The organism is Bradyrhizobium cytisi (assembly GCF_008123515.1).
GTDB classification, from domain to species: domain Bacteria; phylum Pseudomonadota; class Alphaproteobacteria; order Rhizobiales; family Xanthobacteraceae; genus Bradyrhizobium; species Bradyrhizobium cytisi.
Window position 1 is genome coordinate 14,228 of record NZ_VSSR01000005.1, and the last position, 14,954, is coordinate 29,181.

Annotated in this window: 14 protein-coding genes; 1 reads left to right on the plus strand and 13 read right to left on the minus strand. The window is 63.0% G+C overall.

Annotated elements, in window-relative coordinates:
- Positions 1-12: 12 nt before the first annotated feature.
- From FXB38_RS01970 to FXB38_RS01995, 6 genes are all read right to left on the minus strand, one after another.
- On the minus strand, positions 13-1,173 hold the full coding sequence (locus tag FXB38_RS01970) for a Gfo/Idh/MocA family protein (protein ID WP_148749098.1): 1,161 nt from the start codon (positions 1,171-1,173) through the stop codon (positions 13-15).
- A gap of 13 nt (positions 1,174-1,186) precedes the next feature.
- Entirely contained in the window at positions 1,187-1,948 is a 762-nt protein-coding gene (locus FXB38_RS01975) for a sugar phosphate isomerase/epimerase family protein (protein WP_187434610.1), read from the minus strand.
- A 25-nt stretch (positions 1,949-1,973) separates the two neighbouring features.
- Positions 1,974-3,059: an ABC transporter ATP-binding protein gene (locus FXB38_RS01980; protein WP_148749100.1), complete on the minus strand. Its 1,086-nt coding sequence runs from the start codon at positions 3,057-3,059 to the stop codon at positions 1,974-1,976.
- 6 nt (positions 3,060-3,065) lie between these two features.
- On the minus strand, positions 3,066-3,950 hold the full coding sequence (locus tag FXB38_RS01985; protein WP_210250852.1) for a carbohydrate ABC transporter permease: 885 nt from the start codon (positions 3,948-3,950) through the stop codon (positions 3,066-3,068).
- A 5-nt stretch (positions 3,951-3,955) separates the two neighbouring features.
- Complete coding sequence (locus tag FXB38_RS01990; RefSeq protein WP_148749102.1) at positions 3,956-4,834, minus strand: carbohydrate ABC transporter permease; 879 nt, start codon at positions 4,832-4,834, stop codon at positions 3,956-3,958.
- 77 nt (positions 4,835-4,911) lie between these two features.
- Complete coding sequence (locus FXB38_RS01995; RefSeq protein WP_148749103.1) at positions 4,912-6,156, minus strand: ABC transporter substrate-binding protein; 1,245 nt, start codon at positions 6,154-6,156, stop codon at positions 4,912-4,914.
- A 160-nt stretch (positions 6,157-6,316) separates the two neighbouring features.
- On the opposite strand from FXB38_RS01995, the gene FXB38_RS02000 reads away from it, so the two are divergent.
- Entirely contained in the window at positions 6,317-7,399 is a 1,083-nt protein-coding gene (locus FXB38_RS02000; protein WP_187434611.1) for a LacI family DNA-binding transcriptional regulator, read from the plus strand.
- A gap of 529 nt (positions 7,400-7,928) precedes the next feature.
- Here FXB38_RS02000 and FXB38_RS02005 read toward each other — a convergent pair.
- From FXB38_RS02005 to FXB38_RS02035, 7 genes are read right to left on the minus strand one after another with little or no spacing between them, the layout of a single operon-like run.
- Complete coding sequence (locus FXB38_RS02005) at positions 7,929-8,690, minus strand: SDR family NAD(P)-dependent oxidoreductase (protein ID WP_148749105.1); 762 nt, start codon at positions 8,688-8,690, stop codon at positions 7,929-7,931.
- 21 nt (positions 8,691-8,711) lie between these two features.
- Positions 8,712-10,451 (minus strand): nitrilase-related carbon-nitrogen hydrolase, encoded by a 1,740-nt coding sequence (locus tag FXB38_RS02010; protein WP_148749106.1) that lies wholly within the window; start codon positions 10,449-10,451, stop codon positions 8,712-8,714.
- 13 nt (positions 10,452-10,464) lie between these two features.
- Complete coding sequence (locus FXB38_RS02015) at positions 10,465-11,454, minus strand: acetamidase/formamidase family protein (RefSeq protein ID WP_148749107.1); 990 nt, start codon at positions 11,452-11,454, stop codon at positions 10,465-10,467.
- A 30-nt stretch (positions 11,455-11,484) separates the two neighbouring features.
- The gene (locus FXB38_RS02020; protein ID WP_148749216.1) at positions 11,485-12,204 is read right to left on the minus strand and encodes an ABC transporter ATP-binding protein; all 720 of its coding nucleotides are present in this window, start codon (positions 12,202-12,204) and stop codon (positions 11,485-11,487) included.
- A gap of 1 nt (position 12,205) precedes the next feature.
- Positions 12,206-12,922 (minus strand): ABC transporter ATP-binding protein, encoded by a 717-nt coding sequence (locus FXB38_RS02025; RefSeq protein ID WP_148749108.1) that lies wholly within the window; start codon positions 12,920-12,922, stop codon positions 12,206-12,208.
- Entirely contained in the window at positions 12,922-13,986 is a 1,065-nt protein-coding gene (locus FXB38_RS02030; protein ID WP_148749109.1) for a branched-chain amino acid ABC transporter permease, read from the minus strand. Before FXB38_RS02030 ends, FXB38_RS02025 begins: the two co-directional genes overlap by 1 nt.
- A gap of 15 nt (positions 13,987-14,001) precedes the next feature.
- Positions 14,002-14,874 carry an ABC transporter permease subunit gene (locus tag FXB38_RS02035; protein WP_148749110.1) on the minus strand — a complete coding sequence of 291 codons (873 nt, stop codon included), beginning with the start codon at positions 14,872-14,874 and terminating at the stop codon, positions 14,002-14,004.
- Positions 14,875-14,954: the final 80 nt, after the last annotated feature.

Below are 14,954 nucleotides of genomic sequence, written 5' to 3' on the forward strand. Positions count from 1 at the left end.
ACTGTCCCGGCTTCAGAACGTCTCCCCGGCCCACAACGCCATCGCCTCGAGGTCGGACAGCGGGGCCGGTCGCTCGACGCGCGAGCGCACTGCGATCTCTCCGCCTTCGACGCCGGCCTTGAGGATCGCGTGCTTCACTTCCAGCGCATGGCTCGCCAGCGCTCCGGAGGAGCGGTGTGGCGTGCCGTGTAGCACCGCACTTGCGAGTTCGGCGACGCCCAGACAACGATAGTTGGCCTGATTCGGCATGTGATCGGCCCAATTCGGCGAGCGCCAGTTGGGCTTGCCGAACGGCCGGTCGTCGGCTGCGACCGAGATCCAATCGCCACCCTTCTCAGTGTATTGCACGGCGCCGCCGAAGAAATTGGGATCCGGCACCCGCAGCGAGCCCTCGGTGCCGTAAAGCTCGATCGGCGGATGTCCGTGTTTCCAGACGTCCCAGCTCATCGCAAAGATGATGTCGGCACCCGACTCGAAATGCAGCAGCGACATGACCGTCGTCGGGGTTTCAACCGCGACGGTTTTACCGTTCATCGGCCCCTTCGAGGTGACGAGCCGCGTGGCGAAGCCGGCGCTCGCGCGCCCCTGAACTCGTACAACGGGACCCAACAGGTTGATGAGGGCCGCCAGGTAGTAGGGGCCCATGTCGAGGATCGGTCCGCCGCCCGGCTTGAAGAAGAAGGTTGGATCGGGGTGCCAATGCTCCATGCCATGCGACATCAGAAAACAGGTGCCATAGAGCACCTTGCCGATCCGACCCGTATCGACGAACTCGCGCGCCATCCGTCCGCCGCCGCCAAGGAAAGTATCCGGCGCGCAGCCGAGCTTCAGGCCGCGACGCGCCGCCTCCGCGACCAAGGTCGCGGCGTCTTTGGCCTCAACAGTGATCGGCTTTTCGCCGAACACGTGCTTGCCGGCGTTAAACGCCGCCTGGCTCACGTCGTAGTGCGCGTTCGGCGTGGTGAGATTGATGATGATCTGGATCTCAGGACGCGCCAGCAGCGCCTCGATCGACAACGCCTCGATGCCGAACTGCCCCGCCTGGGCTTGCGCGGCCTCGGGCCGCAGGTCGGCACAGGCGACCAGCCTAAGATCGCGGAATTTCGGCAAGTTGTGCATGTAGATCGTCGAGATGTTGCCGCAACCGACGATGCCGACTCCGAGCCTGCTCATGATCCCCTCCCTGTTACGTCCAAGCGGTCACGGTCTCGAGCGCCCTGCGCGCGAAGCGGGCGACGTCATTCGGCTTGTCGTGTTCAGCGACGAACAAGGAGACCCTGGCCTCCGTCATCGCCGCGCGCAGCGCCGGCCAGTCCATGATGCCGTGGCCGGGATCAGCCCAGCCGTCCTCGTCGACGCACTGTCCCGATGGCGCAAGATCCTTGATGTGGCAGGCGACCAGGCGCTGCGCATGTTTCTTGATCTCGGCAACCGGATCGCCGCCGCCGCGCACGATCCAGGCGAGATCAGCCTCCCAAACGAGGTCGGGCGCCTCCTCGAACAGACATTCGAGATAGGTCTTACCGCTGCCGCTACGGCCGTATTCCCAATGATGGTTGTGCCAGCCAAATTTGAGCCCCTCGTCGGCCACCGCCTTTCCGATGTCAGCAAGCTCGCGCCCAATGCCGCGCCATTCCTTTTCTCCGCCCTCGCGCTCGCCCAATGGTGGGGCCGGCGCAAAGATGGTCTCGATGCCGAGTCCCTTGCACATCCTCGCCGTGTTGACCGCGTCCCCGCGCAGCCGGTCGAGCCCGACATGGGCGCTCGGCGCGGTCATCCCGTGGACATCGAGGAGCCTCTTCAGCGTCTCGGGATCGTTGAACAGTCCGCCCCAGGGCTCCACCATCGTGTAGCCGAGGCTGGACAGCAGGGCGATCTGCGCCTCGAGCGGGGTGATGGAGCGGGCTGAATACAGTTGTATGGACAATCGGTCGATCGGCTTGGTCATGTCGCGCTTTCGGTAGCTGGAGGATCTAGAGGCGTTGTCCGCTTGTCTCGTCGAACAGCGACAGCGCCTGGGCGGGAAACCGCAGCGCGAGCGTGTCGCCCTCGCGCATTTTCGCGTCGGCGTCATCGCGGAAGGAGAAGGTCGTGCCGTCGGCGAGGCGGCACCAGATCAGCGTGTCGGCCCCCATCGGCTCGACCATCTCGACGCGGGCGGACACTGCGGACGGATCGTCGGACGCAGTCAGCTCGATATGCTCGGGACGGATGCCGAGAACGGCCCGCGCGTCGGTCGGCAGGCCGCGGAAGGCGTAGCCGTTCAGTCCGAGCCGGTTTGCGCCGGCGATGAATCCGGTCTCGCCGTCACACGCGATCCGGCCGGGAATGAAATTCATCGCGGGCGAGCCAACGAAGGAGGCGACGAACCGGTTGACCGGCTCGCGATAGATCTTCTTCGGCGTGTCGAGCTGTTGGATCACGCCACCCTGCATCACTGCGATCCGATCCGCGAGCGTCAGCGCCTCGATCTGGTCGTGCGTCACATAGATCATGGTGGCGCTGAGCCGTGCATGCAGCCGCTTGATCTCGACCCTGAGTTCGGCGCGCAGCTGGGCATCGAGATTGGAGAGCGGCTCGTCGAACAAATACACGCCCGCATGGCGTACCAGCGCCCGTCCAATCGCGACTCGCTGGCGCTGCCCGCCGGACAACTCGCTGGGGCGGCGGTCGAGGAGACTGGTGAGCCGCAGCATCTGCGCGGCCTCGCCGACGCGGCGCTCGATCTCCTCCCGCGGCGTTCCCGCGACCTTCAGCCCGAACGACATGTTCCGGCGCACGCTCATGCGTGGATAGAGCGCGTAGCTCTGGAACACCATCGCGATGCCGCGATCCTTCGGTTCTGCCCAGGTGACATCGCGGCCGCCGATATGGATCTCGCCACCCTTGACGTCGATCAGCCCTGCGATCGCGTTGAGCAATGTCGACTTGCCGCAACCGGACGGTCCAAGCAGTACGAGGAACTCGGACGCCTCGACGTGGAGATTGAGATTCTCCAGCACCTTCAGGCCGCCAAAGCCGATCTGAAGGCTCCTGATGTCGACGTTCGATTTCTGCATGCTGCGTCAGCCTTTCACTGCGCCGGCGGCGATGCCGCGCACGAACCACCGGCCGGAGCCGAAATAGACGGCGAGTGGCAACAGCGCGGTTAGCAGCGTCGCCGCCATATCGACATTGTAGGCGCGCTCGCCTTGCGTCGAATTGACGATATTATTGAGCTGCACCGTCATCGGCAGATTGTCGCGGCCGGCGAAGACAAGCCCCAGAATGAAATCGTTCCAGATGCCGGTCGTCTGCAAGATGACCGCGACCACGATCATGGGGGTGGCCATCGGCATCATGATCCGCGCATAGATCTGGTAGAAGCCGGCGCCGTCGACACGGGCGGCTTTGAACAACTCCACCGGCAGCGAAGCGAAATAGTTGCGGAACAGCAGCGTCATGGTGGGTAAGCCAAAAATCGTGTGGATCATCACGATGGTGAGGAGCGACTGCCCGAGGCCGGTGAAGGAGAACACCCGAACCAGCGGATAGATGAACAGCTGATAGGGAATGAAGGCGACCACCATCATCGCGCCGAACAGGATGTTGGCGCCGCGCACACGCCATAGCGACAGCGCATAGCCGGTGAGCGAGCCGACCAGGATGGAGATCGCGACCGACGGCACCAGGATGCGCAGCGAGTTTAGAAAACCGATCTTGATGCCCTGGCAGGTCAGACCGGTGCAGGCCGAGGTCCAGGCCTTGACCCACGCTTCGATGCTGGGAGCTATCGGCAAGGCCAACAGATTGCCCTGCCGGATCTCTGCCATCGGCTTCAGCGAGGTGACGACCATTACATAGAGCGGCAGCAGGAAGTAGAGCGCGGTAATGAAGATGAAGGCATAGAGGCCCCAGCGGGCCGGGGTCATGCGCTTCGGCCGCCGTGCTGCGGGTAACGGCTGCGCCACCGCGGTCATCGCATCTCGCCCTTGCGCGCGCGCCAGTAGAGATAGGGCGCGACGACCGCGATCACCGTGATCAGCATGGTGGTGGCCGCCGCCGTCGCAAGCCCGATATTGGCGCGTTCGAACAGATGATCCATAACGAATTTGGCGGGCACCTCCGAGGCGATGCCGGGTCCGCCATTGGTCATCGATACCGAGAGGTCGTAGAGGCGCACCACGCCCGTCGAGAGCAACACCGCGGCGGTCGCAAAGCTCGCACCCATCATCGGAATGATGATCGACATATAGACCCGCCATTTCGGCAGGCCGTCGACCCGCGCCGCCTTCCAGATCTCCTCGTCGACGCCGCGCAACCCGGCGAGCATGATCGCCATCACCAACCCCGAAGCCTGCCAGACGCCCGCGATGACCAGGCAATAGATTGCGGTCTCCGGCCGTACAATCCAGTCGAACGTCGCGTTCTCGAAGCCCCAGCTGCGCAGCACGTGCTGGATGCCGAGCGTCGGGTTGAGCAGCCATTGCCAGACCAGGCCCGTGACGACGAAGGACATCGAATAGGGATAGAGAAAGATCGAGCGGATCGTGTCCTCGGCACGCACCCGCTGATCGATCGCAACCGCCAACAGGAAGCCGATCAAGAGCGCGAACGACACGAACAGCACACCGTAGATAACGATGTTGTGGACCGAGGTGATCCAGCGGTCATTGCCGAGCAACGTCTCGTATTGCCGAAGCCCGACGAAATTGTTGTTCGGCAGCATGCGCGAGTTGGTCAGCGACATCCAGACGGTCCAGCTGGTGGCACCGATATAGACGACGAGCATCACGAGCAGCGCCGGCAAGAGCGCGGAAATCGCGGAGAATCGTGAGGTCAACGAAAGACGCATCGGGCCCGCGCGAGCAAGGGTAGATTTCGATGACGGTCTGGGGCGGCCGACTAGTCAGCCGCCCCTGGCCGGGCGCGTCAGTACTGCGCCTTCAGCACGCCGGCGACCTTGGCGGAGAATTCGTCCGCGCCCATATTGGTGTTCCAGTACTGCGAGATCGCATCTTCCAGCGCACCAATGAGCGCAGGAGGTGCCAGCATGTCGGCCGATGGCAATTGCTGCGCGGTATTGGAGACATATTGCATGCCCTTCTGGGCGCAGGCGTCGAGCTGAGAGGCATCGACGTCGCTGCGGACGGGGATGGATCCCTTCTTCAGCGAGAACTGAATCTGGGTCTCGGGCTTCAGCATCAGCCTTGCGAGCGTCACCTGCGCCTTGGTGGTCGAAGCGTCCTTCGTCTTCGGGAACACGAACACGTCCCCGCCCATCATGTATCCGCCGCCGTGGTTGGACAGCACGGTGCAGCCGTAATCCTTCTCGGGGACCTTGCCGGCAGCAACGAATTCGCCCTTGGCCCAGTCGCCCATGATCTGCATCCCAGCTTTGCCCTGGATGACCAGATTGGTCGCATCGTTCCAGTTACGCCCGGGAGCGCCGGCATCGACATACGCCTTGAGCTTCTTGTAGGCGAGCGCGACCGCCTTGAACTCGGCACTTTGCGCCAGCGCCGCGTCGCGCTTGCCCATGATCCCAACCCACATCGGCCCGCCGCCGACGCCGATCAGCACCGCGCTGAACAGATTGCGCTCCCATACCTTCTGACCCGAGAAGGCCAGCGGGATCACCTTGCCGTCGGCTTTCAGCTTGTCGAGAACAGCAAAGGCGTCGTCCCAAGTCTTCGGCTCGGCGGCGCCGACCGACACGAGCACGGATTTGTTGTACCAGAGCCAGTTCTGGCCATGGATGTTGATCGGCACCGCGAACATCTTGCCGTTACGAGTTGCAGCCGCAACGAACGCTGCAGGCATAACGCCGTTCCAATTGCCCTCCGCGGCGACCGCATCGACATCGGCGAGCAGATCACCCTCCACCAGTTCGTCGAATTGCTTGCCGGTGTTGAGTTGCATTGCGGTCGGCGGATTGCCGGCGACTGTACGGCTGATCGCGGCATTTCGCGCATTGGCGGCACCGGCTACAGCGCTGTCGATCCATGTTCCGCCGGCCTTGGTGAACTGATCGGCAAATACCTTGACCGCGGCAGCCTCGCCGCCGGAGGTCCACCAGTGGATGACCTCGGCCTTCATCTCTTCTGCGGAGACCGGTACCGAGACCCAAGCCGTGGCGATAACCGCCACCGATGCGAACAGCGCGCGCTTCATCATTCCCTCCCGGATATGCCTTTGCAGACCTGTGTATTCGGCTTGCGGCCCTTATGGGCTCGTTGTGGCTTTACGCATCGAATGTAATCGATTACATTTTTATCTTAGCAGGACTTCAAGATTTTGCAAGTCCCGTCATGACGCCGAGAGGGCGAGCCTCGATATGGCCAAGCGAACCGGAGTGACACGTCAAAAGGCGGCCAAAATCGCCGACGTCGCGCGACTGGCAGGAGTCTCGGTTGCGACCGTCAGCCGGACGCTGGCGCGCCCCGAGGTCGTGATTGAGGAGACCCGCACACGCGTACTCGCCGCCGTGCGCGACACGGGCTACATGCCCAACATTTCCGCAAGGAACCTGCGTGTCCGAAAGACCATGGTCGTGCTGGTGGCGGTGCCGGATATCGCCAACCCGTTCTTCGCTGAGGTTCTACAGGGTATCGACGACACGCTGTCGGCCGCCGGCTACGGACTTATCATTGCCAATCTGGCCGGCTCGCCGGAGAAGGAGGCGCGCTACGTCGACTTGATCTGCGCCGGCCAGGCCGACGGCGTACTGCTCTTGTGCGGTCACGTGATGCGCAGCCCGGACCGCGACTTACGCGACGCGCGTGTGCCGTTGGTTGCCGCTTGCGAGTACATCCCCTACGAAAACTTCCCGCAGGTCACAATCGACAATGTTGAAACTGCGCGTGAGGCGGTGCGACACCTGGTCGACTTGGGCCACACCAGCATCGCCTATTTGTCGGGGCCGAACTCCAACATCCTGGAGCAGCAGCGTCTCGAAGGCTATCGGCAGGCCTTGCGCGAGGCGGGTATTGCGGTCGATGCGAGCTTGATCCTGCCCGGCGATTTCACCTTCCGCACCGGCGTCGAGGCCGGCCGTGCGCTTCTGACGCTCGATCCCGCGGCGCGTCCCACCGCCCTGTTTGCGGCCAATGACGAAATGGCGATCGGCCTGATCAAAACCGTGCACGCGGCCGGCTTGCACGTCCCGGACGATCTGTCCGTCGTCGGCTTTGACGGCATTGCCTACGCTGACTATTGCGAGCCGACCTTGACGACCATCGTCCAGCCCCGCCGCGACCTCGGAGCCACCGCCGCAGCCGAACTGATCACGCTGATGACGACCGGCAAGGCGGGGCTGCGGAAGCACATCAAGCTTCCCGCCAAGCTGATGCTGCGCGACAGCACGCGCCCGCCCCGGAAGGGTCCCGGCCGTTCATTCCGAATCGCGAGGTCCGGCTAGCTAGGACGGCTGCAACTCCTGGACCCAGCCAGGATATGCGGCAGATCACTACCGACCGGACAGTGCTTATCATCGCCCCCCAGCCTTTCCACCATTTGCACAGCCGACCGGATCATCACCTTCGAACGCGATCGTCTGGCGGAAGACTCACACGAGCAATTGATCGGAAGCGCCGGTCACCACGCGATCCTGCACCGTGCCCGACTGGAATCCATGACGTTCGCTAGACGGCTCAACACCCTCCCTGCGCGAGCGTCGAGACGATCGACATCACTGCCGTCGCGAATCCCGACACCAATTATGGTCCTCGCTGGCATTCGCTACACTCGTTTTCGAAGATGATGGCGAGGTATGCGCCGTTTTGCTCCTACGCTGTGAAGCCGGTCTTTTCGGCTATTCCCCAAAGCGCGCTGTAGGCCTCAAGCGCGGCAGAGCTCTCGGCGAGCAAGCGATGACTTTCGCTCCAATCCATCATGGGCAAATTTTGAGCTATCGAGGTCCAACGCGAGGCAAACGCCGATACGTTTTCCTACAACTGCACCCCACGTGTGAGTGCGCCGTCGACGACAAGATTTGTGCCCGTGATGAAGCTGGCCGCGCGGCTGGCGAGAAACACCACGGCGTTAGCCGTTTCCTGCGGCGTTCCCATCCGACCCATCGGGTTGAGGGCTAATGCAGTCTTGTAGAGTTCGGGATTGTTGTCCTTGATCATGTTCCAGACCCCGCCATCGAAATAGGTATTGCCCGGGGAGACCGAGTTCGCGCGAATACCCTTCCCTGCGAGCTGATTGGCCAGTCCCTGCGTGTAGTGGATGATCGCCGCTTTGAAGGTGCCGTAGGGACCCGCGGCGAAATCGACCTCGCGACCTGAGACGCTGGAAATGGTGACAATCGCGCCGGCGGCACTCTTCTCCAGATAGGGCATGGCCGCATTCACGAGCCGAACCGTACCCATCATGTCGGTCGAAAACTCCTTCGCCCAGCTTTCGTCGTCCTGCCCGATGGCAAGCGCGCTGACATTAGCGACGACGACATCGATGCCGCCGAGCTTGGCCGCCATATCGCCGACCCAGGCCTTCAGTGCTGCCGCATCGGAGACGTCGACCGCACCACCATAGGCCACGATGCCATTGGCCCTGAGCGCGGCGGTCGTGCTCTCGACCTCGGCCAGATTGCGAGAGCACACGCCGACATCGGCGCCTTCGGCGGCAAATGTCTCGGCGATCGCGCGGCCGATTCCCTTGGTGCTTCCCGTGACGAGAACCTTGGCGCCCTTCAGTCCCAGATCCATGGTCGGATTCCTTTTCGTGGTTCAGTAATTGTTCGCAGCCACCTTGACCAATCCACGATAGCTGTGCGGCATGCGCATCGAAACCAGATCCTTTCGACGCACGACATTGGTCGGATAGATGCTGTCCAGATTGGTCGTATCGACCAGTGCGGTTGCAATGCCCGCGGCGTCGGCCACGATCGCCTCCCGCCGCGGAAACGCGAACGTGTCAGGACCGAACACGCCGCTCAACCCGGGATAGCCGCGCTCGCGATCGACGACATTGGCGAAGGCGAAGAACAGGTTATTTTCGCCGGCGCGAACGCGGAAATGATGCCAATGATGCGGATCCGGACCGGTCGGAATCGGCTTCGGCTGCTCGACCTCCGTCCCGGCATGCGAAGAACTGAAGCGTCCCCTAATCGCGGCGGGACATGCGATGAGATCGCAGCCGCGTAGCGCCAAGACCCGGCCCGCTTCCGGGAAAGATGCGTCGTGACCGACCAGCAGCCCGATGCGGCCGATCGGCGTGTCAACGACGGTCCAACCGTCACCGGCCGTGGCCCAGCTTCGTTCGTCGATGGTGAGATGCGTCTTGCGATAGACGGAGATGCTTCCATCGGGCGCGACCAGGCAGGCACTGTTGTAGACCAGATCGTCGCTGCGCTCGGCGAGGCCGCATACGAGATAGAGGCCAAGTTCCCCCGCAAGCTCGCCGAGGCTAGCAGTCGCCGGCCCCGGTATCGGCTGCGCCGACTTCACGGGATCGGTCAGGCCCGTCACTGCCAGCTCCGGAAAGACGACAAGCTCCGCCCCCTCTGCTTTTGCCGCGCGCGCGTGCGCCTCGATCTCCTTCAGATTCTGAGCAGCGTCATCGCCAGGGGCAAATTGCGCGACGCTGACCTGCGAAGCCTTTCCGGCTGGCCAGGGCTCGTGGCCGTAGAGGCCGAAGAAGTCACGCGGGTTCCAGCTGAAGGTATCGGTGAGCAACTCCGGATAGAGCTCAGGCCGCCGCTGCGCGAACACGGTTTCGCCGAGCACGCGGCGCGCGCGAGCAGCGTCGAGACTGATCTCGGACAGCAGGACACCATCGCCCTTATCGAGCACAGCCGTCACTTGCCCGTCCGGCGCGATCACGCAGCTGCCGCCGCTGAACTGCACGGAGCGTTCAAGCCCCCATCGATTGCTCTCAATGACGTAGCAGCCGTTCTCGAAGGCGCGGCTGATCCAGTAAGGCGCGGGCGTCCGCTCTGCCAGCCAGTTGGAGATATGGCAGATGACGTCCGCGCCCCCGAGCGCCATCAGCCGCGCGGTTTCCACGAAATGGATGTCCATACAAATCAGCAGTGCGATCCGCCCGATCGGCGTCTCGAATACCTGGTTGTGCAGATCGCCCGCCGCCGCCCATTTCGGCTCGGAGATATAGGGATGCGTCTTGCGGTGGCGACCGACAACGCCGTCGGGGCCGATCAGGACGGCCGTGTTGAAGTAGATGCCGTCCTCATCGACCTCCGGCATGCCGACAACGATGTGACAGGCGTGCTTGCGCGCCAGCGCCGCGAAACGGTTCGTGGTTGGCCCCGGGATCGTCTCGACAAAAGGCGCGACCTCGGCACGGTCGAACCAGCAATAGCCCGTCGTTCCCATTTCCGGCGTGACGATCAGCTTTGCGCCGGCAGCCGCCGCCTGCTCGCAGAGATCGAGAAGGCGAGTAATGTTGCGCTCCTTCTCGAACATGGTCGGCTCGAACTGGACGGCGGCGACCTTGTGCTTGGTGGACATGATCCGGCCGCCCTCAGACGAGATAGGATTTCTTGATGGAGGCGCCTAGCGTATATTTGGGATCGACCATGTTGCCGACACGCATGCGTCCGGCCTGCGTTAGCAGCATGTAGGCGTCGATCTCGTCGAAGCCGTAGTCGGCCGCCATCCAGCGGCAGAGCTCGCGATAGGCGATGCGGGCGGCATCCTCCATCGGCCGCGCCGAGCCAATGGTCATGATGAACTCCTTCGTCTCGAGCCGCGGCCACGCAATGGTCCAGCCCTTGACCAAATCGATCTGAACCGTGGTCACGGTCGGATGCTCGATGGCGACGCCGCAGAGCTCGCCATCGCCTTGTGCGGCATGGCAGTCGCCAAGATAAAGCAGCGCACCCTTGGTGTTGACCGGCAGGTAAATGACGGCACCGACACCGACATCAGGAAGGTCCATGTTGCCACCGTAATAGTCCGGAACCAGCGACGAGATCGCCTCAATCTCCGGCGAGGTGCCGATGGTGCCTATGAAGGGTTCATAGGGCAGCGTGATCTTGTCGTTCCACTTCGTTCCGGCCTTGGCATCGATCTCGAGCTTTTTAACTCGCTCGGGGAGCGCGGGATTGAGCAGCGCAGTTTGACCAGTGCTGACCAGCCCTCCGAAGTCCGGCATGACCACGGTGGTGCCGCACGGCTGCGGTCCCCGTGGCACGATGCTTTCGATATAAACGGCCAGCACGTCGCCTTTCTCGGCGCCATTGACGTGGATCGGGCCGTTCTGCGGATTGAGGAACGGGAAGTTGAGGATCTTGGACGGGCTATCGGTCTCGTGCTTGATTGCGCCTTCGAACGCGTCATGCGTCTCGGCGGAGACGACGGCGCCCGGGTCAACCGTCAGCACCGGCTTCACATAGGGGCCGTAGACATAATGGTACTTGCCCTGCTCGGTTTCGGTGATCGTGTATTCCCTGCCGCGCTCGCCCTTGGCGACACCCTTGCGAGCCATAATCGAGTCGTTTTGCCAGGCCATTGCTGTTCTCCTTGGTTATAGGCGTCGCTTTCAAACCGCGAGGTGGCGGCGCATCTCCGCCTCATCGTCGAGCGCCGAGCGGTCGAGGCTTGCGACGATGCGGCCTTTGTCCATGACGTAGCAGCGCTGCGCCATAGCGCGGATCATGTCGAGATTCTGCTCAACCAGGATGATGGTCACACCGGTCCTTCGGTTGAGCTCGACCATATTGCGTGCGATGTCCTGGACGATGTTGGGCTGGATGCCCTCCGACGGTTCGTCGAGCAGGATGAGATTGGGATCAGCAATCAAGACTCGTCCGATCGCGAGTTGCTGCTGCTGGCCGCCGGACATGGTGCCGGCACGCTGGGTCCAGCGCTCGGCGAGAATCGGAAACGCCTCGACGATCTTGCGCCGACCCGCCTCGGGGATACCGCTGCCCTTGATCGCGGCGCCGACCGCGACGTTCTCGCCGACAGTCAGCCGCGGGAACACGTCGCGCCCCTGCGGCACATAACCCATACCGAGGCGAGCCCGCTTGTGCGCCGGGAGAGATTCCACCGCCTCGCCGCGATAGACGATGGAGCCGCTCATTGCTGGCACCAGCCCGATCAGGCTCTTCATCAGCGTGGACTTGCCGACACCGTTGCGTCCGATGACAGCGACGATCTCGCCTTCCCGCACCTCGATCTCGAGGCCCTGCAGGACGGGCTTGCCGCCATAGCCGGCGCGCAGAGCCAGCGTCGAGAGGATCACTTCCTTACGCGGCATATCAAGCATGGGCCTGCCCCAGATAGATCGCCGCCACACGCTCGTCCGCCACGATCTCGTCGATCGAGCCTTGCGCAAAGACCTGGCCGAGATGCAACACGGTCACGCGCTGGGCGACCTGGCGTACGAAGGCCATGTCGTGCTCGATCGCCAGCACAGTCATGCCATCGGCATTGAGCCGCTTCACCATTTCACCCGTCATATGGGTTTCCTCCGGAGACATGCCGGCGGTCGGCTCGTCGAGCAACAGAAGACTTGGTTTCAAGCTGATCGCCATGCCGATCTCAAGCCACTGCTTCTGGCCGTGGCTAAGATTGCCGGCGGTCTGCGCGTGCTCGCTCTCCAGTCCGAGGAAGACGAGCAGTCTGTCGATCTCCGCTTCGAGCTCCCTACCGCGATGCCGGCTCTGCAAGGCGATCTCAACGTTCTGCCGGACGGATAAGCCCTTAAAGACTCCAGGCACCTGGAACTTGACCGACAGTCCGCGGCGAATCCGCGCAAACGACTTCAGCGCCGTGATGTTCTCTCCCGCGAAGAGGACATCGCCGCTGCCGGGATGGTGCTCACCGAGGATCAGGCGGAACAGCGTGCTCTTGCCGGCGCCGTTCGGGCCAATCAGGCAGTGGATCTCGCCGGCCTCCAACGTGAGGTCAACGGCATTGGTGACGTGCAGGCCGCCAAAATGCTTGTTCAGTTTACGAAGCTCGAGCAACGACATCAGCCGGCCCTTTGGGTGATACGCGCGGCGAGCCGTCCGAGCCAGTTCATCGTTCCGAGCACGAGGCCGTTCGGGGCAATGAGGACGGTCAGCACCAGCAGCACACCCATGAAGACGAGCGCGTACTGGCTTCCGTAGATCGTAAGCGCCTGGAATGCCGCCAGCACGACCAGCGTGCCGACCACGGTCGAGGTCAGATCGCTGCGGCCGCCGACGGCAACCCAGATCAGCGGCAGCGCCGCTGCCGTCATACCCATGCTCGACGGTGTGATATATTGTCCCCACGCCGTGTAGAGCACGCCTGATATCCCCGCGAGCACGGCGCCGATGACGAAAGTGATGAGCTGGTACTTGCGCACATCGTAGCCCAGCATCTCGGCCCGTTCCGGGTTCTCGCGAATCGCGACGATCACGTTGCCGAACGACGAGTTCATCAGGATGCGCAAGGCCAGATAGACGAAGACCAAAAGGCCAAGCACGAAATAATAGAGCCCAACATCGGCGAATAGCACGATCGGCTCGCCCGGCCAGGGGATGGTCAGAGGCGGCATCGCGCTCATGCCGTTGAAGCCGTTGAGCCGGGCGCTACCAATGTGCCACTCCGGCCCCGCGGTCTGCGCCATGAAGCGCTCCAGCATCAAGGTCACGGCGAGCGTGACGATGCCGAGGAATACGCCGGCGATGCGGCCGAAGAACATGAAGTAGCCGAGCAAGGCCGCAAAGAGCGCCGCAATCGCGACCGCCGCCACCAGCGCCACCAATGTGAAGCCATAGGCCGAACCGAAATTGAGCGTCAGCACGCCGTAGCCGTAACCCGCGATGCCGAAGAACGCGGTTTGCCCGAAAGACAGTGAGCCGCCATAGCCCCAGATCAGGCAGAGGCTGAGAGCGATGAACACCCAGACGAAGAAGTAGACGGTGTTGCCGACCGTGTAGCCGTCGCTGAACAGTGGATAGGCGACCGCGATCATCATCACGACGGCAAACAGGCTCCAGAAGGCTGGACCACGACCGACGGTCTGCGGGCCTTCGAGACGACGAAAGAAAGAGACGAAACCGCTCACGACGCCATCACTCCGTCAGGTTCGTTCGCGTAGCACGAAACCGGAGATGCCCTTCGGCAGCACCCGGACCACAATGATGACAGCGACCAAAAGACCGATCTGACCAAATAACTGCCCTTGCCAGGACGTCATCCCCGACTTCACGATCGCAAGCAGGCCGCCGGCCGGCGCTGTGCCGAGGAACACGTCGGCGCCGCCGATTACCACGGTGACGAATGCCTCCATGATGAAGGTCGCGCCCATGGTGGGCACCAGCGTCATGGTCGGCGCATAAAGACCGCCAGCAAGACCGGCGAGCCCCGCCCCGCAGGCGAAGGTGAGGCTATAGATCAGGCGGGTGTCGACCCCGAGCGCGGAGGCCATATGCGGGACCTGAATGGTGGCGCGCGCCAGCACGCCGAAGCGGGTCCAGTTGAACAGCGCGTAGAGCCCGGCCAGCACGCCGAGCGCGGCGCAGAACAGCACAATGCGATAGATCGAATAGGAATAGTCGCCAACTTGAAAGCTGCCGAACGGCGTGCCGACGCCGGCCATGGTCGATCCGACCATGATCAACGTGCCCTGCGTGGCGATCAGGCTGAGGCCCCAAGTCGCAACGATGGTGTCGAGCGGCCGGTCGTAGAGATGGCGGATGACCGCCAGCTCGACCAGGACGCCGACGAGCGCGGATATGATCGTGCCTGCCAGTATGCCCAGCGGCAGCGGCAAGCCCGCATGCACGGTCGCCGCCGTCACATACGCACCGCACATGATGAACTCGCCATGAGCGAGATTGATCACGCCCATCATGCCGAAGATCACCGCGAGCCCGCAGGCCGACAGCACCAGGAACGCGAAGGCGTCACCGAATTGATAGAGCGCCGAAAAGACGTGGGTCGCGATGTCCATGAACCAACCAGTTTGTAGGAAGACGCGGCGTCACCGCCGCAGATGTCCGTGATCGCCCCGGCCCGCCGGCAACGCCGGGG